Source organism: Scytonema hofmannii PCC 7110, from assembly GCF_000346485.2.
Taxonomy (GTDB): Bacteria; Cyanobacteriota; Cyanobacteriia; order Cyanobacteriales; family Nostocaceae; genus Scytonema; species Scytonema hofmannii.
In genome coordinates this window covers 28,590-49,171 of sequence record NZ_KQ976355.1, presented here as the reverse complement: position 1 = coordinate 49,171, position 20,582 = coordinate 28,590, and the positions used below count along the sequence as shown (strand labels likewise).

20 protein-coding genes are annotated in these 20,582 nt (G+C 42.7%); 14 read left to right on the top strand and 6 right to left on the bottom strand.

Annotated elements, in window-relative coordinates:
• Positions 1–54: 54 nt before the first annotated feature.
• The 4 genes from WA1_RS49175 to WA1_RS49160 all read right to left on the bottom strand — a co-directional run bounded on the left by WA1_RS49175 (position 55) and on the right by WA1_RS49160 (position 2,832).
• Entirely contained in the window at positions 55–246 is a 192-nt protein-coding gene (locus tag WA1_RS49175) for a hypothetical protein (protein WP_017741185.1), read from the bottom strand.
• A gap of 414 nt (positions 247–660) precedes the next feature.
• Positions 661–1,437 (bottom strand): PPC domain-containing protein, encoded by a 777-nt coding sequence (locus tag WA1_RS49170; RefSeq protein WP_017741184.1) that lies wholly within the window; start codon positions 1,435–1,437, stop codon positions 661–663.
• Positions 1,438–1,540: 103 nt separating this feature from the next.
• A complete protein-coding gene (locus tag WA1_RS49165; RefSeq protein ID WP_017741183.1) occupies positions 1,541–2,206 on the bottom strand; it encodes a hypothetical protein in 666 nt (221 codons plus the stop codon).
• A 44-nt stretch (positions 2,207–2,250) separates the two neighbouring features.
• Positions 2,251–2,832 carry a PDDEXK family nuclease gene (locus tag WA1_RS49160; RefSeq protein ID WP_017741182.1) on the bottom strand — a complete coding sequence of 194 codons (582 nt, stop codon included), beginning with the start codon at positions 2,830–2,832 and terminating at the stop codon, positions 2,251–2,253.
• A 476-nt stretch (positions 2,833–3,308) separates the two neighbouring features.
• Between WA1_RS49160 and WA1_RS49155 the strand changes: the two genes are divergently transcribed.
• The 3 genes from WA1_RS49155 (at position 3,309) to WA1_RS49145 (ending at position 5,869) form a co-directional block, all read left to right on the top strand.
• A complete protein-coding gene (locus WA1_RS49155; RefSeq protein WP_017741180.1) occupies positions 3,309–4,952 on the top strand; it encodes an ATP-binding protein in 1,644 nt (547 codons plus the stop codon).
• Between the two features lie 88 nt (positions 4,953–5,040).
• Positions 5,041–5,583 (top strand): DUF192 domain-containing protein, encoded by a 543-nt coding sequence (locus tag WA1_RS49150; protein ID WP_017741179.1) that lies wholly within the window; start codon positions 5,041–5,043, stop codon positions 5,581–5,583.
• Between the two features lie 22 nt (positions 5,584–5,605).
• Positions 5,606–5,869 carry a hypothetical protein gene (locus tag WA1_RS49145; protein ID WP_017741178.1) on the top strand — a complete coding sequence of 88 codons (264 nt, stop codon included), beginning with the start codon at positions 5,606–5,608 and terminating at the stop codon, positions 5,867–5,869.
• 45 nt (positions 5,870–5,914) lie between these two features.
• Here WA1_RS49145 and WA1_RS49140 read toward each other — a convergent pair whose 3' ends face one another.
• Together WA1_RS49140 and WA1_RS61145 are read right to left on the bottom strand one after the other, a co-directional pair.
• Positions 5,915–6,502, bottom strand: coding sequence for a hypothetical protein (locus tag WA1_RS49140; protein ID WP_272819482.1), 588 nt, complete (start codon positions 6,500–6,502; stop codon positions 5,915–5,917).
• A gap of 8 nt (positions 6,503–6,510) precedes the next feature.
• Positions 6,511–7,128 carry an ImmA/IrrE family metallo-endopeptidase gene (locus WA1_RS61145; protein WP_272819481.1) on the bottom strand — a complete coding sequence of 206 codons (618 nt, stop codon included), beginning with the start codon at positions 7,126–7,128 and terminating at the stop codon, positions 6,511–6,513.
• A 52-nt stretch (positions 7,129–7,180) separates the two neighbouring features.
• Here WA1_RS61145 and WA1_RS61140 point away from each other — a divergent pair, with 52 nt between their 5' ends.
• From WA1_RS61140 to WA1_RS49085, 11 genes are all read left to right on the top strand, one after another.
• Entirely contained in the window at positions 7,181–7,567 is a 387-nt protein-coding gene (locus WA1_RS61140) for a hypothetical protein (RefSeq protein ID WP_272819480.1), read from the top strand.
• A 434-nt stretch (positions 7,568–8,001) separates the two neighbouring features.
• Complete coding sequence (locus WA1_RS49130) at positions 8,002–8,619, top strand: hypothetical protein (RefSeq protein ID WP_017741176.1); 618 nt, start codon at positions 8,002–8,004, stop codon at positions 8,617–8,619.
• A gap of 74 nt (positions 8,620–8,693) precedes the next feature.
• The gene (locus tag WA1_RS49125; RefSeq protein WP_017741175.1) at positions 8,694–9,032 is read left to right on the top strand and encodes a hypothetical protein; all 339 of its coding nucleotides are present in this window, start codon (positions 8,694–8,696) and stop codon (positions 9,030–9,032) included.
• Between the two features lie 62 nt (positions 9,033–9,094).
• A complete protein-coding gene (locus WA1_RS49120; RefSeq protein WP_017741174.1) occupies positions 9,095–11,953 on the top strand; it encodes a hypothetical protein in 2,859 nt (952 codons plus the stop codon).
• 59 nt (positions 11,954–12,012) lie between these two features.
• Positions 12,013–12,765: a hypothetical protein gene (locus tag WA1_RS49115; protein WP_017741173.1), complete on the top strand. Its 753-nt coding sequence runs from the start codon at positions 12,013–12,015 to the stop codon at positions 12,763–12,765.
• A gap of 65 nt (positions 12,766–12,830) precedes the next feature.
• Complete coding sequence (locus WA1_RS49110; RefSeq protein ID WP_017741172.1) at positions 12,831–13,961, top strand: hypothetical protein; 1,131 nt, start codon at positions 12,831–12,833, stop codon at positions 13,959–13,961.
• 5 nt (positions 13,962–13,966) lie between these two features.
• Positions 13,967–14,755, top strand: a complete 789-nt coding sequence (locus tag WA1_RS49105) for a hypothetical protein (RefSeq protein ID WP_017741171.1) — start codon at positions 13,967–13,969, stop codon at positions 14,753–14,755.
• 18 nt (positions 14,756–14,773) lie between these two features.
• Positions 14,774–16,645 carry a TrbI/VirB10 family protein gene (locus WA1_RS49100; RefSeq protein ID WP_017741170.1) on the top strand — a complete coding sequence of 624 codons (1,872 nt, stop codon included), beginning with the start codon at positions 14,774–14,776 and terminating at the stop codon, positions 16,643–16,645.
• Entirely contained in the window at positions 16,642–17,451 is an 810-nt protein-coding gene (locus WA1_RS49095) for a hypothetical protein (RefSeq protein ID WP_017741169.1), read from the top strand. Before WA1_RS49100 ends, WA1_RS49095 begins: the two co-directional genes overlap by 4 nt.
• A gap of 11 nt (positions 17,452–17,462) precedes the next feature.
• A complete protein-coding gene (locus WA1_RS49090; RefSeq protein ID WP_017741168.1) occupies positions 17,463–18,791 on the top strand; it encodes a hypothetical protein in 1,329 nt (442 codons plus the stop codon).
• A 28-nt stretch (positions 18,792–18,819) separates the two neighbouring features.
• Positions 18,820–20,574 carry a type IV secretory system conjugative DNA transfer family protein gene (locus WA1_RS49085; protein WP_017741167.1) on the top strand — a complete coding sequence of 585 codons (1,755 nt, stop codon included), beginning with the start codon at positions 18,820–18,822 and terminating at the stop codon, positions 20,572–20,574.
• Positions 20,575–20,582 lie beyond the last annotated feature (8 nt).

Below are 20,582 nucleotides of genomic sequence, written 5' to 3'. Positions count from 1 at the left end.
AGTAGGAAATGATTTTGTGTTAGTAGTTAGACTTAATATGAGATTTCCGCTTATTTATGAGCTGGAAGAGTCAAGCACGGGTGCTCTTTTCCTCAAGCCCAAACAGACAGCAATGATACCTGCTAATGAATCAATGCCTGATTTTTCAGCGTTCTTGTCTTTCTTAGCACGCAAATCTACACTGGATAACTGTAAAAGCTTATCCGATTTATCAGTTCCAAATGTTTGACACTTGAATCCGATCATGAGTATTATATTGCGGATACAGTTGGGTAAATAGCCAGAAAGCTTGAGATATTATCATTATTATTATTTATAAATTCAAAACGATTGAAGAGCAAGTGCAATTTCAAGAAATTCATTCAGATTCCAAAAATTCAGTAGAAAAACTGAAGTTAGTGAAGTTTTTTTTTAAACTTTTTAAACCCTTTATAATGTTTTTTAAATTTTAAAAATAGAGGTAATTTTGTCAAGAACGTGTAAAGCGACAGATGTTTTGACAGTCCGGCTTTTCTCCTGAGGAAGGCGTTTGCGATCTGCTCGCGTTTGTCTAGCGTGCTTTCGTTCTTACCTAATTTTAACTGTTAAACTAAAAAACCCCGGCTGAAGACCGAGGAAAGTTACTTTAATCAAGAGGGAAAAATGAACAGCAATCAAAACTTAGGGAGCAGGAGAACCAAACGGTGTCGCGAATAGACTAAGATCGTAGCTGCTGGCATTAGTTCCACTGGAAAAGACACGCACGTAATAAGTACCCGCAGTTAAGTCAGCTCCCGGAAACTCAATAGTATCCGCATCACGAACGCCGACACCCAGCACCTCACCATTGTCAACAATGCCGTTGGTATTTCTATCCGAAATCAACTGAAAGCCTAAGTTCTGTGTCACGTTGTGAAGGACCATATTGAAATCACGACTGTTAGCAACACTAAAGCGGTAGTAGTCATTGGTATCTTGGGGTCCCACCCAGTCACTATAGGTTCTAAAGGTAGAATCGACAGTAATGTCACGAGCACCAGACAAACTATTTCCTGCAGAATCTATAGGAACACCAATTATTGGATCTGCCGAAACTCTCAAGTTGTAGTAGGTGTTTTGAGTAGACGTATATGGAAAAACCTGAATAAAATAGGTTCCAGCATCTAAAGTGAACGAGATGGATTCAGACAAATTGCCAGATCGAATAGAACTAGCAGTAACCTCACTACTGTCAACTCGTCCGTTGTTATTGGCATCTCTGATTAATCGAACATCGGCGTCAGCGCTCAAGCCGTCTAATGTCAAGTTAAAACTGCTGCGTTCAGTCAAACTAAAACGATAGTAATCCCGATCGAGAGCACCCCCGGCAGAGCCTACCCAGTCTCTAACAGTTAGAGGATTGGGCGTAACTTTCAAAGCTGTGGCTGTACGTATGGTATTGCCTGCATCGATAGTCATAAATTCCTCAAAAACAATCAAGATGAAAAGTGAATAAAATAATTGCTCCTATGGAAGTGAAAAAGCCATCTGATTCGGGTTAGATTTTAGCCTCCCCAACAGGTCAGGGACAATCGCACAAACATGTAGCTTCAATAACGAATTCCATATATTTGTTGAGATCAGGAAAAAGAGCAAGTAAAGGCTTAATAAATATTCTTTGTTGCTCTAAGACCTCAGGCTTGTCAGATAAATTGCACATATAGTAATAAAGACTTTGGTCATCAATTCCTTGCTTAGATAGCGTTTTTACTAAGGATTTAGATAACAATCCCCTTAATTCTACAAACAGATAAAATAGAGTCTTAAACATTTGATAGGTTTTGCTGTCAGAACCGTACATCTCCTTAAAAATTTCAGAGAAAATAACACATTCTCTCATAAACCTCCTCAAATACTGTCCTAAGTATTGATGTTCCTCAAGCAAAAAGCCTTTATTTTTACGCTTTGGTTCTTGAGCAAGAACCATAAACTCTGAAGCATCGTGAAGAGTTTGAAAAAAATAAATGGCTATATCAACACTAGAATCTAAAAGAAAATCGTCATGATATAGATTAATCAGTTCTTTAATATGCTTAAGAATTTGATATAACTTACCGTATATCCTTGAGAAGCGACCATAAAGACGCTGAGAAATAATGGAGATGGAAGAAGTAAAAGAATAATATGTAGCTAAAGACTTGCATACATACTCATGTTGGATTTGCAATTGGATGTCTACTGTTAACATAAGCACCTCAAAGAAAATTTGAAAAAAGAGCGAAAAATAAAAATCTAATTTTTTGGAAGATAGTTATTGCGATAATTGGTTTTGATTAAAGCTCCAGCATATCTTTTAGACCATTGTTTTACTTTTGTGACAGGCTCTACATGAGCCAACTTAGACTGCAAGGAATAATTAAGAGTTAATCGTGCAATAGCATTAGCTATAAAGCGACAACAACGTTCAGGCTGACTCGACACCTGTTCTTCTGCAAATCGAATGACAACCCAACCTGCATCTACAAAACACTTGTTGCGGTAATCGTCATCCCCAATACAATGAGTGGGTTCACCAGTAGAAAAAGAATTGGGTTCGTCAACTTCAATATCAAAATGTAACCCTGTCGTCGGTTCGACAATCAAGAAGTCAGCAGTATAAGGTCTCTCATGGTTGGGAGGCAGCATTTCTTGCTGAGGTTTCACCCAATCGCCGAAATGATGCTTTAAAATATTGCCAAATCTTTCTTCTGATGCTCCAACAGGAGCAGTCCCACTGCCTGATGGATGTACTGAAGGCGAAAGATTACCTTCAGTAAGTTTTGGCAAGACAACAATAGGATAAACAGGGGTTGAACTTGAAGTTTTCTTTGCCATTAGAAGGAGATTCTACAAAAGTGATTTAATGTATTCTGTTGAGCTAGCCAACAAGCTGACTTTTACAGTAGTAAATGCTTGTATTAATTCTTTTCCCGATTTATCTCTTTCTCAGAACCAAATGCATGGTTGTTCAGTTGAAAAATAATCAACGGGATTGGTCAACTCAAAATTCATGAGATTAGTCTGAGTCTGTTCTTCAGGCTGAATCCATCTGTCCGTGATGCTCATTCCATACTCGCACTCTCCCTTAAGTACCGCAATCGAACAACCTGCTATATTTTGCGGTTTATACATACGAAAAAATTCTTAAGAAAGCGTATGTCCAAAGATAAGAAATTCGTTAGATGGCATCAACGAAAATCTAGATGTATTATTTACGCAACTCCCTTCGTTGAAATTGCTTGTTCCAAACCTGATTACAAGAGCCAACAACTTTATTGCAACTCCCTTCCACTCAAGAAGCCCTGTTTATTATGTACTGCAAAACTTTCGATACGCTAAAAGAACTCATTCAAGACAGCACGCCTCTTATCGCCTGCGAATCCCCACTGCAAGAACGATACCGACTCTTGCTCTATGTTACTCGTCTCTGTGCCTCAATCGGTCAAAAATGCTACATATGGAACCTAGGGGAAGACAGCGCCAAAGAAGTCACCTGTGATGAAACGGAGAACTTGGTTGTAAAAGAGTTCCAAGGATATCAGCCAAAAGCGACTAAAACCAAAAAAGAGGATTACTTCGATATACTTTCCTTTTGGAAGGAATATAACGAAAAAGGAGTGCTAATTATTGAAAACATTTATCCTTGGATTAAAGAAAATGCTGCAAAAGAAACAGAGTTCTTCTTACTATCAGAATGGATTAAATCCTCATTGTTAAATATCAAGCTGTACAACAAAAACACGAGTAAAATAGCTATTCTGCTTGGTCCCTCTGCCGAAATATCGAGTGATATGGCAGCAGAAATACCGCTGGTCGTTCAAGAGTTGCCAGATATACAGGAAATTATAGAATCCTTACAAAATACCAATACATTGCCAAAAGGCTTTGATGATGTCGATTGGTTGAATGTTGGCAAAGCTGGTATGGGATTGTACATATCTGATATTATTACAGGCTTAAATTCCATTAAAAATCGAGAAAAAATTGACGCTTCAGAAAAGTTAGTCCAATTTCTTTTAGAGTACAAAATTTCACTTCTTAACAGACTTTATGATATTGATTTTGTCTTACCTCCAAAAGTAAAATTGGGAGGACTCGAATTGATGCAAGAATCATTTAAGAAGTTCAAAAGGCTACTGACTCCCCTAGCTAAACAATATAACTTACGAGTTCCCAAAGGTATTATGCTAGTTGGTCCACCAGGGACGGGTAAATCCCACTCTGCAAAAGTGTGCTCTCAAATCATGGGAGTTCCCCTGATCGTGGTAGACTGGGGAAACGTTAGAAGCTTTGGAAACGAAGCAGAAGCTAAATTAAAAAGACTGCTAAGATTGGTAGACAGAATTAACCATCTGATTATCTATTTTGACGACTTTGACAAAGGTTTCGCTGGCGATGATGACTTGAGCAGAAGATTGGCAGGACAGTTGTTGACTTGGATGCAAGAAAGAACGAGCGATGTCGTTGTCATTGCCAGCGTCAACCGCATGGAATGGTTACCACCAGAACTAACCAGGGCAGGTCGTTTCGACTATCTTTATAAAGTGGATTTACCCAATAATGGCGAGCGTCACACTATCTTTAAGCTTCATGCTGCTAGGTTTGACAAACGCTTTCAAAATGGCGGTGACCCATTTAATGAAGAAGATTGGAGACGCCTGCTTAAAGCAACAAATCGCTGTGTTGGTGCAGAAATTCAAACAATAGTAGAAAGATCAGCCGCAACTACTTTCTGCAAGATGTTTGAAGAAGATACTTTTAGTGGAGAAGAACTACCACCACTAGAACTGTCAATTCCAATTCTCTTGGAAGAACGCAATCTAATAAACCCTTTAGCAATAAGAGAAGCCGATCGAGTTGAATCAATGCGAAATAAAGCCGATGCCCAAGCATCACCTTCATCCAAGACAGATGATTCTATATACGCACTTGGCAACGTAGACATTTTTGGTTAATCTTCATCAACAATTAAGTTTTTTACTGGCGCTTGGTAATAAATTACGATTCTTATCAAGTGCCAGTTTTTCATAAAATCCCACCCATATGAATGAACAACAAAAGTCATTTCCTACATTCCACCATAAAAGTATAGAAGAAAGAATACTCTATGTACTTAACAAAATAGGACCAATCGCAGCTATAGGAACTGTAGCTTTTCCGATAGCGATCGCCTTCATTCCACCTTCACCACAAAATTTGCCAATAGGTGCCATCATGAAGGTTCAAAATCAAGCTATAGAACTAGAAGTGGCTTCATCTCCAAACCAATTAGCCACAGGGCTAAAAGAAAGACATTACTTGCCACAAAATAGAGGCATGCTCTTTGTTATTGGCAAACCGCAGACTGTGAAAATGTGGATGAAAAACGTAAAAATTCCGTTAGATATGGTGTTCATCCAAGACAACACTGTGAAAACAGTTGTTGAGAATGTCCCACCTTGCGCCAAGATCGACAACTGCCCATATTACGATTCTGTTTATCCAGTCAACAGAATTGTTGAGCTAAGAGCAGGTCGTGCAAAGATACTGGGAATCAAACCAGGCATTCAGTTGGAAATAAACTTTATTTCGCAAAAATCACAGTAATTAAAGGCGGAAGCCCACGAAATTGAGTTTTTGCGCCGAGCTTCAAAACTCAATTGTCCTTAAGGCGTGGAAAGAGGAATTTGACTTGGATCTGGGCGAATTACGGGTTGGAGTCGGTCCTAGCCGTGGGCGTAAGGCTGACGAGTATTTGGTTGGTCGGGTAGACAAAGGATGCTTTCTTTACGCGTCTCAAGATCCGCCAGTTGCACAGAATCAACAGGTTGTAAAGCGTATCGAAATTGTCGCTCGCGTGAAGAAACCGTATGCAGTTCTCCTCAAGAATTAACTGGATGATACATATAGCAGAGTTCCAGTCACAGCACGCAAGTCCCTAATGTACGAAGCGAGCCCCTCTTGCACTGACTCGAAAGCGGCGGCAGCGGTTACGCCAAACACAATTCTCAGTGCTATATCGACATCCGGTTTGGATCTCACGCACTCTTGGACGTGAGCGTTCTTGTTGTTCAACTAAGTGTAAGAACAGTACTTCCATCGACACCACGCGACCGGCCAGCGCATTGGAGACTTGAGCAACAGAGTCATTAGTGCAAAGCGCTATCAGAGAGCGCTTGTCACCTGTGATTACGAGCGTGTCCCCGACAGTAGCGCCCACTGCGAGCAGCAGGGCTTCTCCAGCGTCGATATTCTGAACGGCGTTCAGCGCATCTAATAGATCCGGGTCGGCCAATCCAGCGTCCAGCGGCTCAGAGGTTCTGAGAAATGCTTCCAGCCTTGCTGCACTCTGCTCATCTTTACAGAAACGCAACCGATTCTTAGCGGGCAAGAGCGAATATTTCGCGGTCGCAAGTACGCGCACATTGGTGGGAACGCAACCGAATACAACTAAGGACTCATCAAGCAGGCTGTAACGCGCAAGTTTAAGTAAGGCATCGTTATCAATCAGAATCAGCCGAGCCACGAACGACCTCACTTACTATGTGAACCAGTGCTGTGTGAATCAGTAACCCTACTAAGGAATTCTACAGTGTCCGGTGGTAGTACTTCAGAATCGATGCCGCCCCACATCGCTGAGTTGATGACCATCGGTGCAGGCGGATTCTCACCCTGCAGAACCTTGGCCGCAGCATAACCAACTTTCCAGTTTCCGGACTGATTCGCAAAATTCAACACAATGTGCCCAGGATCTATATGGTGTGCCTTACCAAACTGAAATGCCGACTCTGCTAGCTCTCTAAAGTTGACCTGATTGTCTGATGAGGTGTAAGTCGCGTTTGGTTTACCGTTTAACAGCTCGAGCGCGAACATATCTGCCGCACGCTCGTCCAAGTCGATATCTTTCGATGCGTAGGAATCTTCACTCAGTTTCTCATCGACCAATATTTCGTCGGGAGCCACATGCCCAAGGGCCACGTGGGCGACTTCGTGGGCCAAGATAAAGAGTTGCCATGCCCAAAGCGACGATACTTTTGACAAAATGATGACTGGCCGACTGTTTGTATAAACCACCATGCCATCCATTTTCGCCACACCTTTGCCAAGCTCTGCCAGATAAACTACGGGTACACCGTGTGACCAGCAGGCCATTAACAAATTCCTCAGTCCTAGCCAATTACCTGGAAAAGAAGCAAGCACCTCTGTGCGGAGAGCATCAGCACTGCCTACAAACGACTTGAATTCTACTAGAGTTGCCGATGCAATAGATTCGGCAACGCTAACAGCAATTGATGTCGCGGCTGTTAAGTTCCTCGACAAGTTCGGAATCGAGCGTTTGTACTTTATGTCACGTCGCCGAAGCGATTCAACTCGCGGGCTAGCAGCGAAAAGAGGACTCGCACGAAGACCCAATCGCTTTGCAAGAATTGTCGCGAGTTCCGATGACGCGGCAGCATCCGATAGCACTTCCGGGGTGACCCACTCTGGCAGCAACATACTTTGCAAGCTGCGCGGGAAGCCAGCAGACTCCAGTGACCCAAAGATCATGTCAATCTGGCGATTGGGTGTAGTCAAGTCAATCTCCTACTAAGTTATCTGGTTTTCGGTTTAGCTCTTTCACCTACCTCCGTCTCATACCTCAATAATAACGTCCCGCCGCAACTTACGCCGTATCTCTAGAGGGACAAGCAACATACCTCTGAGTTTCAACAGCTTGATAAGCAACTGCCATTAATGCTAAAGAAGATTTTAAAGTCTTAACATATTCCTCGCAAAAAGGAGCAACCCTCAGCCATGTAATACATCGCTAAGGATACACAGCTTTATGAATCACATAAACGCAATTTTGTCAAGACAACACTTTGCTAAAAAAATACTGATTTTTGAGCCAAAAAATAAGAAACGTTGGAGCTTCAAAAATCAGAAATTTGTTAGGTGCTATTTCGAGGGTACTTAAGTAAAAATAGTGTTCAAGGAAATTACGCAACCAACTGATTTCAAAGTCTCACTACAGAATAAACCAAAATGAGAACTCATTACGAACCCGGATATGATAGAGACCCCGTTTCCACATATGAGCAAGAATACGGTTATCCAGTTGCATCCAAAAGAGGCAAAAGCATAAAAGAAAAAGGTTCTATCGCTATGTTAATGGTAAGTGCGGCAGGGCTGTTAATCGTGGATATCTCCATTCACAACCTCTTTATGTCCAGCCTCATGTTCCTGACAGCTATTACCGTTGCACTGCCCAAAGAAACCAACGCACTGCTTTTCAACTTTGAAAAAGTGCAAAAACGCATGTCTACTAAGTTGCTCGGCAGCCTGGTTGGGATACTAGCAACAATCTTTGTCCTGTCCTTTGCAACTGCACCAGCAGAAGCTCAGTTTATGAACCAAGCACAAACTTGGTTGACTACTGCAATTCCCGGTCTTAACGCAGAGGTCACTGCGCTCTTCTTCAACGTGTTACGTGCCCTCTTTTTAATGTATTTAGGTGTTTCTCTCATCCGTATCGTTAACGCGGCACGTCAAGATGAAGACTGGCAGCAGTTGGCTAGGACACCCTTAATACTTGTAGTTACCGTAGTCGTTGGCGACCTAATTGCAGGTATGGTTACTGGTGGAGGTGGTGTTGGTGGCTAATTAAAAAAAGACATTGAATAGGACAATATCGAGCATATAGGGGGTGGTTAAGAATCACTCCCACATCAACAAATATGACCAAACAACAGAAAGAATTTCGCACGGTTAACAGAGTTCTGGGAGAACAACCAAGAATCGGACCTTTCCCAGCAGACCAAGTTTTCCCCTGGACAGCGATCACTCTCATCATGTACATAGTCGTCAAAGGATTTCTGCAACAATCGTGGTTGGCAACAGGAATAGCGATCGCGTGGGGCTGGGCGACTTGGTGGACGCTAACATCTAATAAAAGTTGGTTGGGCAAGTTTGTAGGAGTTCCCCGCATCACCAGAGGTTACAAATCTTACATTTCCTTAATAAATTCACCATTACCGGAAAAGCCAAAAAAAAGAAGCACCCGCCAACAACGCTAGTATTTCAAATGTATCGGGCAATTCAGTTTAAACAAATCTAGAAAAGTTAATTATCAAAAATCATGACTTCGACTAAATCTACTGCGAAGCCTAGAGAAAAAATTGGTAAAAAATCAATAGAAGCCAGTCAGTTAGCAGTTGTTAAAACTCTTACTCCTTTTGAAGATATTACCCATTTAGCAGGCATTACAAGTATTTCACTGGCTGGCAGAAAAAATATCGGGGCAATGATTTTACAGAAAAAAGAAGATATTCAAATCAAATTCTGCTTTGATTGCCAAGGAGTACATCCTTCGCTACCGTCCGAGCAAATCCAATCCATTTTTACTGGAATAGAAGGAGGACTCAAAGAACTTCCAGAGAAAGAAACATTTACAATTCATTTCGGGTCTTTTACTAACGACTATTTCAGACAGCAGGAACTCAAAAATATTGAAAATAATTGCGACTTAGAACAACTCACACTTTTAATAAGAGCCGAACGCCTTAGAGTCAAAGATATAACACAATACGGTATTCGTAAAAATAAGTTTATTCGTCTTTGGTGTACTTATACAGTTGCAGCTTCAGAAGATGAAAAAACTAGCGACTTTGTTGAAAAAGCTATCTTGCAAATGAAAAATGTTTGGGATCAATTCACAGGTCAAATTCATGAATTCCGGCATCAAAGAATAGAAAATCTTTTGAGAGATAGCTTTTCTACAGGATATCAGATGTGGGAACAGATTATCAGCAACAAGATGGGGTTAAACATTAAACCCCTAACGGCAGAGGACATCTGGGAAGTCTTGTGGAAACAATTCAACACAAGTTCACCTCCAGAAATTCCCAATCCATTGATTTTAGATGAAGAGGGATTGAGAGAAGTTCAAAATAGTGACTTCCATATTCGCCATCTTCTCTTAGAAAAAGAAAAATCAATTCCTATTTTAGATAGGGCTTGGGTGAACCTACAGGGAAAATATATAGGAGTTCTCAATTTTACAGAAAAACCTGCTGGATGGGTTGATGAATACGCTCAACTCAGATATTTATGGGAGGTCATTTCTAAAGAAAAAATATCTGATACAGAGATAATATGCCAGTTGTCTAAAGCCAATCAAACACTTGCAAAAATAGCATTACAGAGAATTACCAAACAATCGATTGTCTCTTCAGCCATGTCTGCTGAAAAAAATAGTGTTGACGTCAAAGCCAGCATGAATATTGAAGAAGCAGTCAAAGCACAGGAGACTATTTTAAAAGGCAGCGTCCCTATAAACACAGCAGTCGTTTTTTTAGTTCACCGCAAAAACAGACAGAAACTTGACGAAGCTTGTCGATATATTTCTAGCTGTTTCCTGCGCCCTGCCGTTGTCGTTAGAGAAATGGAATATGCTTGGAAAATCTGGCTGCAATGCTGTCCTATAGTTTGGGAGAACGTACTGACGAAACCATTCAACCGTCGCCTGCCTTACTTTAGCAGTGAAGCTCCTGGATTAATGCCATTGGTGCGAACAGCAACAGGCGATAAAAAAGGATTTGAATTAATAGCAGAAGAAGGAGGTACACCAGTTCATTTAGACCTTTACAACCAACACAAAAACCTTGCAGTCTTCGGGACCACCCGAGCAGGTAAATCCGTTTTAGTCGCGGGACTTTTAACACCAGCACTAGCTAAAGGGATTCCCGTTGTTGCCCTCGACTATCCCAAACCAGATGGAAGCAGTACTTTTACTGATTATGCCAATTTTTTAGGAAGTGAAGGTGCATATTTTGACATTTCAAAAGAGTCAAATAATTTATTTGAGTTACCTGACCTAAGGGGGCTAGAATCAGAAAAAATCAAAGAAAGAATGACAGATTTCAAAGAGTTCCTGAAATCCACTCTCATAACAATGGTATTGGGAACTAACCAAATAGGAGTTAGCCCTACTATGGTGTCAAATATTGAAAGTATTTTAACACTAGCTATTGAAACCTTCTTCAATGACGATGACATCAAAATGCGCTATAAGTTAGCGATAGAAAAGGGATTGGGAACACCAGAGTGGAATGACACTCCCACACTGCAAGACTTTTTCACTTATTGTTCACCTGGGTACATAAACTTAGACTCAATTGCGAACAATAGTGAAGAAATTTTAGAAGCATTAGACCAAGTCAAATTGCGGATCAAATTCTGGTTAAACTCCCGCGTGGGACAATCAATCAGCAGACCGTCCAGCTTCAGATCTGACGCCAGATTGCTCGTATTCGCACTGCGATCGCTATCAAGTGAAGCTGATGCAGCAGTACTTGCATTGAGTGCTTACGCTGCTGCATTGCGCCGCGCTCTATCATCAAAAGCCTCAATATTCTTTCTGGATGAAGCCCCAATTCTATTTGCATTCGAGTCCATCGCCGACCTGATTGGCAGATTGTGCGCTAACGGAGCGAAAGCTGGGATACGGGTAATCCTATCAGCACAAGAACCAGAAAGCATCTTCCAAAGTAAATCAGCACCAAAGATATTCGCTAACCTGACAACTCGACTTATTGGTAGGATTCAAACCAGTGCAGTAGACCCCTTTGTTGCTCGATTTAAATATCCCTACGAAATCATCTCCCGCAACAGTACAGAAGCGTTCTTTCCCAAAAAAGAAGGCATTTACTCCCAATGGTTGCTTGACGACAATGGCAAATTCACTTTCTGCCGATATTATCCCGCACACTGTCTCTTAGCTGCTGTTGCCAACAACCCTCAAGAGCAAGAACTAAGAACGTTGTATCTAGAGCAATATAAAGATGACCCCATGTTAGGAATGGTACGTTTTTCAGAGGTGTACGTAAAGATGATTCGTGGCGAAGAGTTAACAGGCGAAGCAGCAGAATTATTAGACAAAGCCAAAAATAAAGTTAATTCCAACATTTTAGAAAAAGAACTAAATAAGGTGGCATAACAATGCTTCGCCGCCGCAAAAGCAACATTTTCAACATTTTAGTGGGTTAAATAATTATGATGAAAATACCCAAAAAATCAAAAAGAATTCCCCAAATTTTAGGAGGATGCTGTATTGCGAGCATTATTCTTTTATGCAGTACTCCCAGCTATGGGTTCAGTATCAACGATTTCTTTAGTGACGTACTGGGCGAACTCAATGGATACTTTGAAGAAGCCAAAAGCCAACTAAATGCAAAAGTTGATGAAGTTTGGGGTTCTGTTAAAAGCGACGTTCAAGCTGCTATCAACTCGTCGATTGGCGAGATGGATTTACCAGACCCGGTAAAGGGGTCCGATCAAGTCCAAGAAAAGCTAAAAACTAAAGGCATCGCTGCTGAAACCAACACGACAGTTGGAGCGTCAGAAGCAGCCAAACAACTCGAAAGAGAAACAACCAGAGCAACGATAGCTAGCGTTCTGGGGAAATATGGTCAAGAGCGGACGGCGCAAGAAATTGAAACTACCAAGAAAACTGTGGATGAAGCTAAATCTCTGGCTGACCAAGCACAAGGTATGGATGCTTCTCAGAACATCCTCAAGGTTATTGCTGCCCAGAATGCTCAGATTGTCTCAATGCTGGGACAAACAAGAACAGATGGTTTGCAAGCACGCCATGATGCACAGCAAACAAATCTGATGCTTGCTCAAATTGCAGAACAACAAGCTTCCCAACAGCGCAAAGCCCGCCTGCAAGAAACGGCGGCTATTTCACAACAAGTAGGGATAGCAGGCTGGAGCCGTCTCGATCCTAGTTACGTTCCGTCCCCCTAATAACTAGAACGCCTTAATCTCACAACCAACTGTCCCCAGAGGGGGACAGCAAGCATTGAAAAATTATGGTAGGCATTTCTCAATTAACAATAGCAGCAAACAACTTTGGCGGAAACGATCTCCTAGAAAATGCTGCGGCTGGCGCACAACTTGTTGCAGAAGGTTTCAACGAACTTTGGGAAGAAACCCTTGATGGCAATTTGTACGTTGCCATGTGTAAAATTGGTGTTTTGTTCGCTGTTGCGACTTTAACCCTATTTATGGTGCAGTGGGGGAAGCATATGCTCAATGGCGAAGAGCAAAAAGCTTACCCAGAATTGATATGGCCTCTAATAGTGATAGCTCTTTTAGCGAACAATGGCAGTTTACTTGCAACTGGTACTTTGGGTGTTAGAAACTACATCAACAGCGTCAACAATTTTGTCTTAGAATACACAGCAGCTGGTGCCAATTTAAGAGCTGCATACAACCAAGCGATCGCTGACACTAATGTGCAAGCGACTGTTGGCAACGTTATTGAACAATGCCGTTCGACACAACTGAGTAACGAAGAAAGCATCCAGTGCCTAAAACAAGCCGAAGCAGAACTAAAAGCTAGATTTCCGCAAATATTCAGAGACCCAGACACTGGCAACCCTTTTGCAGATTGGGTTTTTAAAGGAATCGACAAAATCGACCAAGCAGTCGATCGAGCAGAAGGCTCAAACCCAATCGAAGGTGCTATCAACAAAGCCTTCTCGGGGTACATGGCGTACATCGGCTCTGTCTTCACTTCGTTTGCAACAACCATCTTACTAGCACTCAATAACGCCTATCAGTGGGGCATTGAACTAACTATGCTGCTGACTGCACTGTTGGGACCGCTTGCAGTTGGAGGTTCCTTGCTTCCCTTCGGTTCAAAACCAATCATTGGCTGGTTAACGGGGTTTTTTACCGTTGGAATGGCAAAGCTTTGTTTCAACATTATTGTCGGTCTGGCTGGCCAACTAATTTCCAACGCCGAAGCCAACCAACCAATGATTTTTCTACTATTTATCGGTATCGTCTCTCCACTCCTTGCAAGCGGACTAGCAGCAGGTGGTGGCATAGCCGTACTCGTTCAAATTACCAAAGCTGTTGAATGGGTGGGAAGCGCCAGTGTTGGCTTATCAGTGGATGTAGCCAAATCCTTCATTACCAAAAGAATCGGTAAATAAGTTGTATGGTTAAAAGTAAATCATCTGCTAAACGGGAACCATTGCGCCTGCTTAGCTACGGTCAATCTGTCTCTACTCCCACAGGTTTAGCTGCTGTAGGCGGTCTAGCATTAGGCACTTTATCCCTTCTTCTACAAATCATCAACTACGGAGCTACCTCAACACTTGCACGTAAAGAAGCACCGTCACTAGTACAACTGGAAAATGGAGATACCATCCCCGTAAAAGCTGTTGAGCCAAAAGAACGTTCAAAGGAAGTTATCAAAAAATTCGTTTCCAATAGCATGGTGAAAATGTTTAATTGGGACGGATTGATAACATCGGTAGATAACAATGGTGACTCGATAACCAACCCCGATAAAGGAGTTGAAATCAAAACCGAAAAGGGTGGTTACGGCAAAGTGACAACGAAAGCCTGGGAAGCCGCCTTTGCTTTATCTGAGAAACAAGACTTCAGAGCTAGCTTTCTTAAGAAATTAACTGAAATAACACCTTCAGGTATATTCTCGGGGAATATGCAAATGACTCTTGTTCCTCGCTATATATCCGATCCTCGCAAAATTAAAGAAGGTAAATGGGAAATTGATTTAATTGCAACTTTGGTCAGATTTGACAGAGATGATAATTCAGGAAACGGGATAGCTTTTAATAAAACCATAACTGTAGAAGCTGTATCGACCCCTCAATCTCCTCCTGATGACACTACAGAACTGGCCAAAAAAATTTACAACATTAGACAAGCAGGACTGGAAATAACTGAAATCGTAGACACATCTTTAATTAAGAAAAACTAGATATAGTAGGAATATCTTATGAGTGAACTTAGGCTTGAAGACGAAAGTGAAGAGAAAAATAATAAGGTCAATTCTCTTCTAAAAATTGATGATAACGATGAAGAGGAGCTTGAAGGTGAAAATAACTCTGACGGTGAAGGGGATGATAATGAAATCACAGAGGTAGAAGAAGACCCTGTAACAGTACAGACCAAACATTCAATAATTGACTCTCCATTTTCAAGGTTGGGTGTTGTCGGCGGTGCTTTTGGTGCTGGCTTTTTAATGGTATTTTTAATGTTAAATGGAGTTTTTAACAACCAAAGTACAGTTAAAAAAGACTCCATAAAAACAGCAGATTCCCAGGAAGAAAAATCCGTCTTTCAAGAGGAAAAAGATGGGAATGTTTATGCGAAATTGGCACTAGCCAAACAACAAGAAGAACTAGAAAAAATCAATAAATTGAAATCAGAAAAACCTGAAAAACCAAAACAAGAGGCTGTTACTCAAACACCGAAACCTGCTGCTACCCCCACTCCCCCAACTCCTGCCGCACCACGCCAGGTGGCAAGATACTCCGAACCACCACCACCTGTACGGAGGCGAACTAGAACAACAATTGTAGCAGCAGAACCACCAGCACCAGTACGGCAAGTCAGAACAACGCCAAGAATAGTTCGACCGTCGCCCCTGGTAGCAAGTCAGATTCCAAGACAACAAACTTTACCTCCATCTCCACAAATAAGACAGCAACCAGTTGTTGCAAGTGAACCTTTGAAAGACCCCATAGCCGAAATCGAAAGATTGCGAGGTATGGGAAGCGTGGGCAGGGTTGAGTATGCTTCTGCGACATTCGCGAACAGCACATCCATAATTTCTAGGAGAACAACTGAAGGCGATGGGGACAACCAAGAGAGCACGCCAAGGATAAGACTGAGAACCAGAACTTCCCCAAATGTTAGCCCAAGTGTGTCTCCAAGCATCCCTACAGACGATGGTAACAATGGAATAGAGGAACTAAAACCAAAATGGGATGTTCCACAAACCGCTGTTGCAGTCTCGAACAAACAGGGCAGCAGCACCTCAGCAGACCAAAACAACGTTTTTTACGTAAGTTCTGTAGTAGAAAGCACACCGCCACTTCCACAAGTTTATCCCGATCCCGCGAGCCCTCCTTCAGCGCAAGAAACCTCTGTCACATACGACTATTTGCCAGAAGAAGCACAAATTATAGAAGGAAAGCAACCACAGTATCTAGTTGTCGGCTCTTTTGTCAAAGCGACACTCGTTACACCTCTGGTATGGTCGCAAGAAATACGGTCTACAGCACAAAACAGCAACAAACCACAAACCAGGTTTGTCGCTAGGTTAGAAGAACCTTTGTTGAGTAACACTGGGGAAATAGGAATCCAAGCTGGCACGCTTGTTGCAGTAGAAATGGTCTATGTGGATGGCGCATCCCGTGCATTTGCAGAAGTTACCGCCATAATGAAAGACCAAACAGAATATCCGGTACCCAATGGTGCTATTACTGTGGCAGGTCTTGGCGGCAATCCCCTCATCGCCAAAAAGTTCCACGACAAAGGTGGGGAAATTGCCCGATACGACATGACTGTAGGGGTAATGGGCGGTCTGGCAAAGGTGGGCGAAATCATCAACCAGCCCGATATTGAAGACGAAATCGAAGACGAGCGTTCGGACGGCACAATTCGCAGACGCACCAGGAGAAACAATTCAAAGCGCTCGTGGCAAGGCGCTTTCTTGGAAGGAGCGTTTGGAGAATTGACAGAGGTTGTAGGAAAAAGAGCCGAACGTTCTACTAATGAAATCCTGTCCAGAGCCAACATTTGGATAGTTCCCAAAGATACTCCCATCGTCCTCAAAGTAGACAGGTCTTTAAAACTCCCATGAAGAGAGCAAGTATTCTTTTAGTAGGAATTCTCAGTGGAATTGCGCTAGCCAATTTTCCCAACACCGCACTAGCCAACACTATACGCACTATCAAAACCTCCCAAGTGTCAGGAGAAAATGCCCAACTACAAACAGTGCAAGTCTGGCCCGGACATGGTGTGTCAATTTCTTTTTTTAAAACAGAAGAAACCATCAAACGCATATGGCTCGATGACCCTTCCCGGTTCCTCATAGATGTTGATGGCTGTTTGGAAGGATTATCGCGTAGTAACTGTAGAAATCCGGGTGCTGGCATGGTCCACATCAGACGAATTAATGACGTTAAGATACCAGGAATGCCAAAAGCCACAAACGGCGCGCATCTTACTATCGTCACAGAATCGTCGGGCGGCAAGCGATCGCACTATCACTTCCGTATCGTACCTGGCAGTGGCACACCTCAGTACAGCAGCCTTGAAATTGTTGGCGATATCAAGGAAGAAACGCAACAACAGCAACTGCCAAAACCTCAACCCAGTCCGACAGCCATCGCTAACAGCTCTCTTTTAGCCAGAGGAATGCAAGTCGCCCTCACCAATAACTGGATCGAAACTGATAGCCCTCTATGGCAAAGGCTCAACACCTTAATTGAAAATTTGCAATCCGGTGAAGACATGACCATAGCCGCAACTAACGCCGGAGTATCCATGCGGTTGGTTAGCAGGTTGATGCAGCTAGGAGGCTTCAACCCATTGCCTGCACCAAAACCTTCTTTACTCAAAGTACCACCAACAACGAGTCCTTACGTTACTAACACATCTCGATAAAAAGGTTTTTCATGGACATCAACGACACCCAGCAAACATCTGCTCTTACTATTATTCCCGCAAACACTGCTAATGACGCTGCCACGCAAAAACCACGCGCTGCCACTAATAGAAAAGCCAAAACAGATACGTTAAAATACTTAATGGCTTTAGGATTGGGAGTCGGGCTTTTCTTGCACGGATTGTTACATTCTAGTCCCAGTCACTTTGGGTTTATCGTAGGCGACCAAAAAGCAGTTGCAGCCACATTGCCCAAAGCTTCACCGCTTCCTACAAAGCTCATGAATGGCATCCCCATTCCCGACTGGAGCAAAATCACCTTCAAAAACATGAAGTTCTCCTCTCCCGGAAGCGTGCAATTTCCCAACATCAAAAACCCAGGCATGAAAGAGCTACGCAGTTGGGTTGAAGGTCAGGGATTGGATGAAGTTATGGAGTTGGGCGATTTTGAGGCAACTGAGTTCGGCATCGAAAACCTGTCTCTCAAACAAATTAGCCAAATAACTGGTATAAAACTAAACAAAATAACTTTGGATAAGTTTGAACTGACAGACTGGCAGACTGTTGGTGACTTGATGAAAGCTATTCCCAAGTTAGGTGACCAACTTGTGGAAAATGTACCTCCCATCAACGACCTAATCGCTGCTGCCACTGGTTCTACTGTAACGGGTCAAACAGTATCAGACGCACTCTCTTCATTTCCCGAACTAAAAAATGTTGAGTTGGGATCTATCGACCTATCTAAGTACAAACTAACGGATATCCCCGGTATTGAAAATTCCCCAATCAAAGACTTCCATAACTGGCAAAATAACACCATCAACAATGTACCGGGATTGTCGAATGTCCCATTTAGCGAGTTCCCCGGTGTTCCCGTACCTGACTTTAGCTTTGTTGGTAAAGTAGACTTGCCATTGCGAGAAGTGGAAGCCAATCGCTGGAAGTCGATCTCAGGCAGTTACCAAGAAGGATTTAACGTTCCCTGTACCAAAGACTGCGCTCACATTGAACTTGCTCTTAGCAGCACGCTCACCGGAGCACAATGGATGAGTGGCAAATTCCAAAAAGTTAAAGGTGGCTTCGGGATACTGGGTAAACTCAACGGTGGCAAAGAACCTACCGGTCGTCACCCATTCGGCAAAGCTTTCAAGCAAGCCGTTTGGGAAATCAACGAAGCAGATGGCAGCATAACAACATCTCTGTTCTTCCGCATATGCAAGCGCGGCTTCCCCGATTTGGGATGCAGCCCCTACTTCATTGGTCCCGTACCCTTCTTCACTTACAGAGAAATGGACCCAATTATTCTAGGCGCACCCGTAAAAGTCCCCACAAAACCATAATGCCAAATAATTTACAAGCACTTAAAACATGACTCAGCAAAGTAGTTCCATAAAACAGAATACTAATTTCGTTCAAGAACTGCAAAATCCTCAGACACCTGTTGGGAAATACACGAGCTTTTTATTTTCATCCCAAGGATTGACATTAATAATTTGTTTGGGAGGATTCCTCTTATTACAAATATTTTCTGGCAATAAAAAAGGTAAGTTAGCTACGAGTTACTTCGGTGGAGGGAAAGAAGCAGCTAAAGCTAAAAACAAAGCTGTCAAACAAATTCTTAAGCCTAAATGTGATAGCGCTGCATTATATATTGGCAGACACAAATTCAAGGATGGAAGAACAAAGGGGGAGAAGGGGACAGGGGGGACACCGCTATACATCCCCGATGTGCAAAGGGGGACTGCTGTTATTGGAGCCCCAGGAAGTGGTAAATCTTTCTCTGCCATCAACCCCATGATTTACTCTGCTATCGACCAAGGCTTCCCCATTGTCTTGTACGACTTCAAATATCCCACTCAAGCCAAGGTCGCCAGCTACGCTAAAAAGCAGGGCTACGAGGTTCACGTGTTTGCTCCGGGATTCCCCGAAAGTGAAGTTTGCAACCCGCTCGATTTCTTGCGGGATGCTACTGATGCCGAAACTGCCCGCCAGTTAGCAACCGTTATCAACAAAAACTTCAAGATGATGGCATCGAGCAACGAGGATGCCTTCTTCGGTCCTGCGGGCGACCAGCTGACGGAAGCTATTCTGATGCTCACAAAGGAGACTAAGTATCCAGACATTATGACAGCAGCAGCCATCCTATCAAGTGAGAAAATGGTAGAGAGATTGATGGCAGCTAACCTCAACCCGTGGATTAAGATTTCATTCGGTCAGCTCTTCAGTTCGGCAGGAAGCGAGAAAACTGTGGCAGGTATCGCCGGTACTGCTTCATTGATGTTTACCCGATTTATGAAAAAGAATACTTTGGGGTGCTTTGTGGGCAAGACCACCCTTCCCTTAGACATCAAAAAAAAGCAGATGGTTATTTTCGGTTTGGATAGAGAACGTAGAGATGCCGTTGGCCCATTGCTATGTAGCATTCTGCACATGACCGTTGCTAGAGCGATCGCCAAAAAACGTAAAGATCCCCTTATCGTTGTACTAGATGAAGTTCCCTCTCTTTACTTGCCTGACTTGTTTAAATGGCTTAACGAATCGCGAAGTGAAGGATTCTGCGGTATTTTGGGTTGGCAGAACATGGGACAACTTGAGAAATACTACGGTAAGGAAGTAGCCAAAACCATGCTAGGTGCTTGCGGTACCAAATTTATCTTCAACCCCGGTGAAGACGAATCTGCACGGCTTTTTTCCTCGTACTTGGGAGAAGAAGAAATTAAGTACAAACAAAAGTCTCGTTCAACTGGTGGTGGGAAAACTAGTACTTCCATATCAGACCAGGAAAAAACACGCAAGCTGTTTGAGCCTGCCCAATTTTTGAAACTTCCTCCAGGAAAATGCATTTTCATTAACCCTGCTTATTCCAATAAAAATGAAGCTTCCGTGCCTATTTTAAAGGCGATTAAGGTGCCAAAAGCCCTAATAAATATTGAGAAAGAAAATGACGGTGGTTGGGAAAAGCTAATAATTAGCTTGACTCACAAAAGTACTCAAAGACGACCAACTCAAGAAGACTTAGACACAAGGATAGCTGAAGTGGAAAGATTGTTTCCCGTGCCACAAGCCCCCGTACAAGCTGGAGCCGCACCTCTGCCGTTAGATGCTTACCAAGGATTTTTCTAATGATACAA

Bases quoted from the DNA above. Each gene is read 5' to 3' on its own strand.
- WA1_RS49175 (WP_017741185.1), bottom strand. From the start codon at position 246: ATGATCGGATTCAAGTGTCAAACATTTGGAACTGATAAATCGGATAAG.
- WA1_RS49170 (WP_017741184.1), bottom strand. From the start codon at position 1,437: ATGACTATCGATGCAGGCAATACCATACGTACAGCCACAGCTTTGAAA.
- WA1_RS49165 (WP_017741183.1), bottom strand. From the start codon at position 2,206: ATGTTAACAGTAGACATCCAATTGCAAATCCAACATGAGTATGTATGC.
- WA1_RS49160 (WP_017741182.1), bottom strand. From the start codon at position 2,832: ATGGCAAAGAAAACTTCAAGTTCAACCCCTGTTTATCCTATTGTTGTC.
- WA1_RS49155 (WP_017741180.1), top strand. From the start codon at position 3,309: ATGTACTGCAAAACTTTCGATACGCTAAAAGAACTCATTCAAGACAGC.
- WA1_RS49150 (WP_017741179.1), top strand. From the start codon at position 5,041: ATGAATGAACAACAAAAGTCATTTCCTACATTCCACCATAAAAGTATA.
- WA1_RS61145 (WP_272819481.1), bottom strand. From the start codon at position 7,128: ATGGCCTGCTGGTCACACGGTGTACCCGTAGTTTATCTGGCAGAGCTT.
- WA1_RS49130 (WP_017741176.1), top strand. From the start codon at position 8,002: ATGAGAACTCATTACGAACCCGGATATGATAGAGACCCCGTTTCCACA.
- WA1_RS49125 (WP_017741175.1), top strand. From the start codon at position 8,694: ATGACCAAACAACAGAAAGAATTTCGCACGGTTAACAGAGTTCTGGGA.
- WA1_RS49120 (WP_017741174.1), top strand. From the start codon at position 9,095: ATGACTTCGACTAAATCTACTGCGAAGCCTAGAGAAAAAATTGGTAAA.
- WA1_RS49115 (WP_017741173.1), top strand. From the start codon at position 12,013: ATGAAAATACCCAAAAAATCAAAAAGAATTCCCCAAATTTTAGGAGGA.
- WA1_RS49110 (WP_017741172.1), top strand. From the start codon at position 12,831: ATGGTAGGCATTTCTCAATTAACAATAGCAGCAAACAACTTTGGCGGA.
- WA1_RS49105 (WP_017741171.1), top strand. From the start codon at position 13,967: ATGGTTAAAAGTAAATCATCTGCTAAACGGGAACCATTGCGCCTGCTT.
- WA1_RS49100 (WP_017741170.1), top strand. From the start codon at position 14,774: ATGAGTGAACTTAGGCTTGAAGACGAAAGTGAAGAGAAAAATAATAAG.
- WA1_RS49095 (WP_017741169.1), top strand. From the start codon at position 16,642: ATGAAGAGAGCAAGTATTCTTTTAGTAGGAATTCTCAGTGGAATTGCG.
- WA1_RS49090 (WP_017741168.1), top strand. From the start codon at position 17,463: ATGGACATCAACGACACCCAGCAAACATCTGCTCTTACTATTATTCCC.
- WA1_RS49085 (WP_017741167.1), top strand. From the start codon at position 18,820: ATGACTCAGCAAAGTAGTTCCATAAAACAGAATACTAATTTCGTTCAA.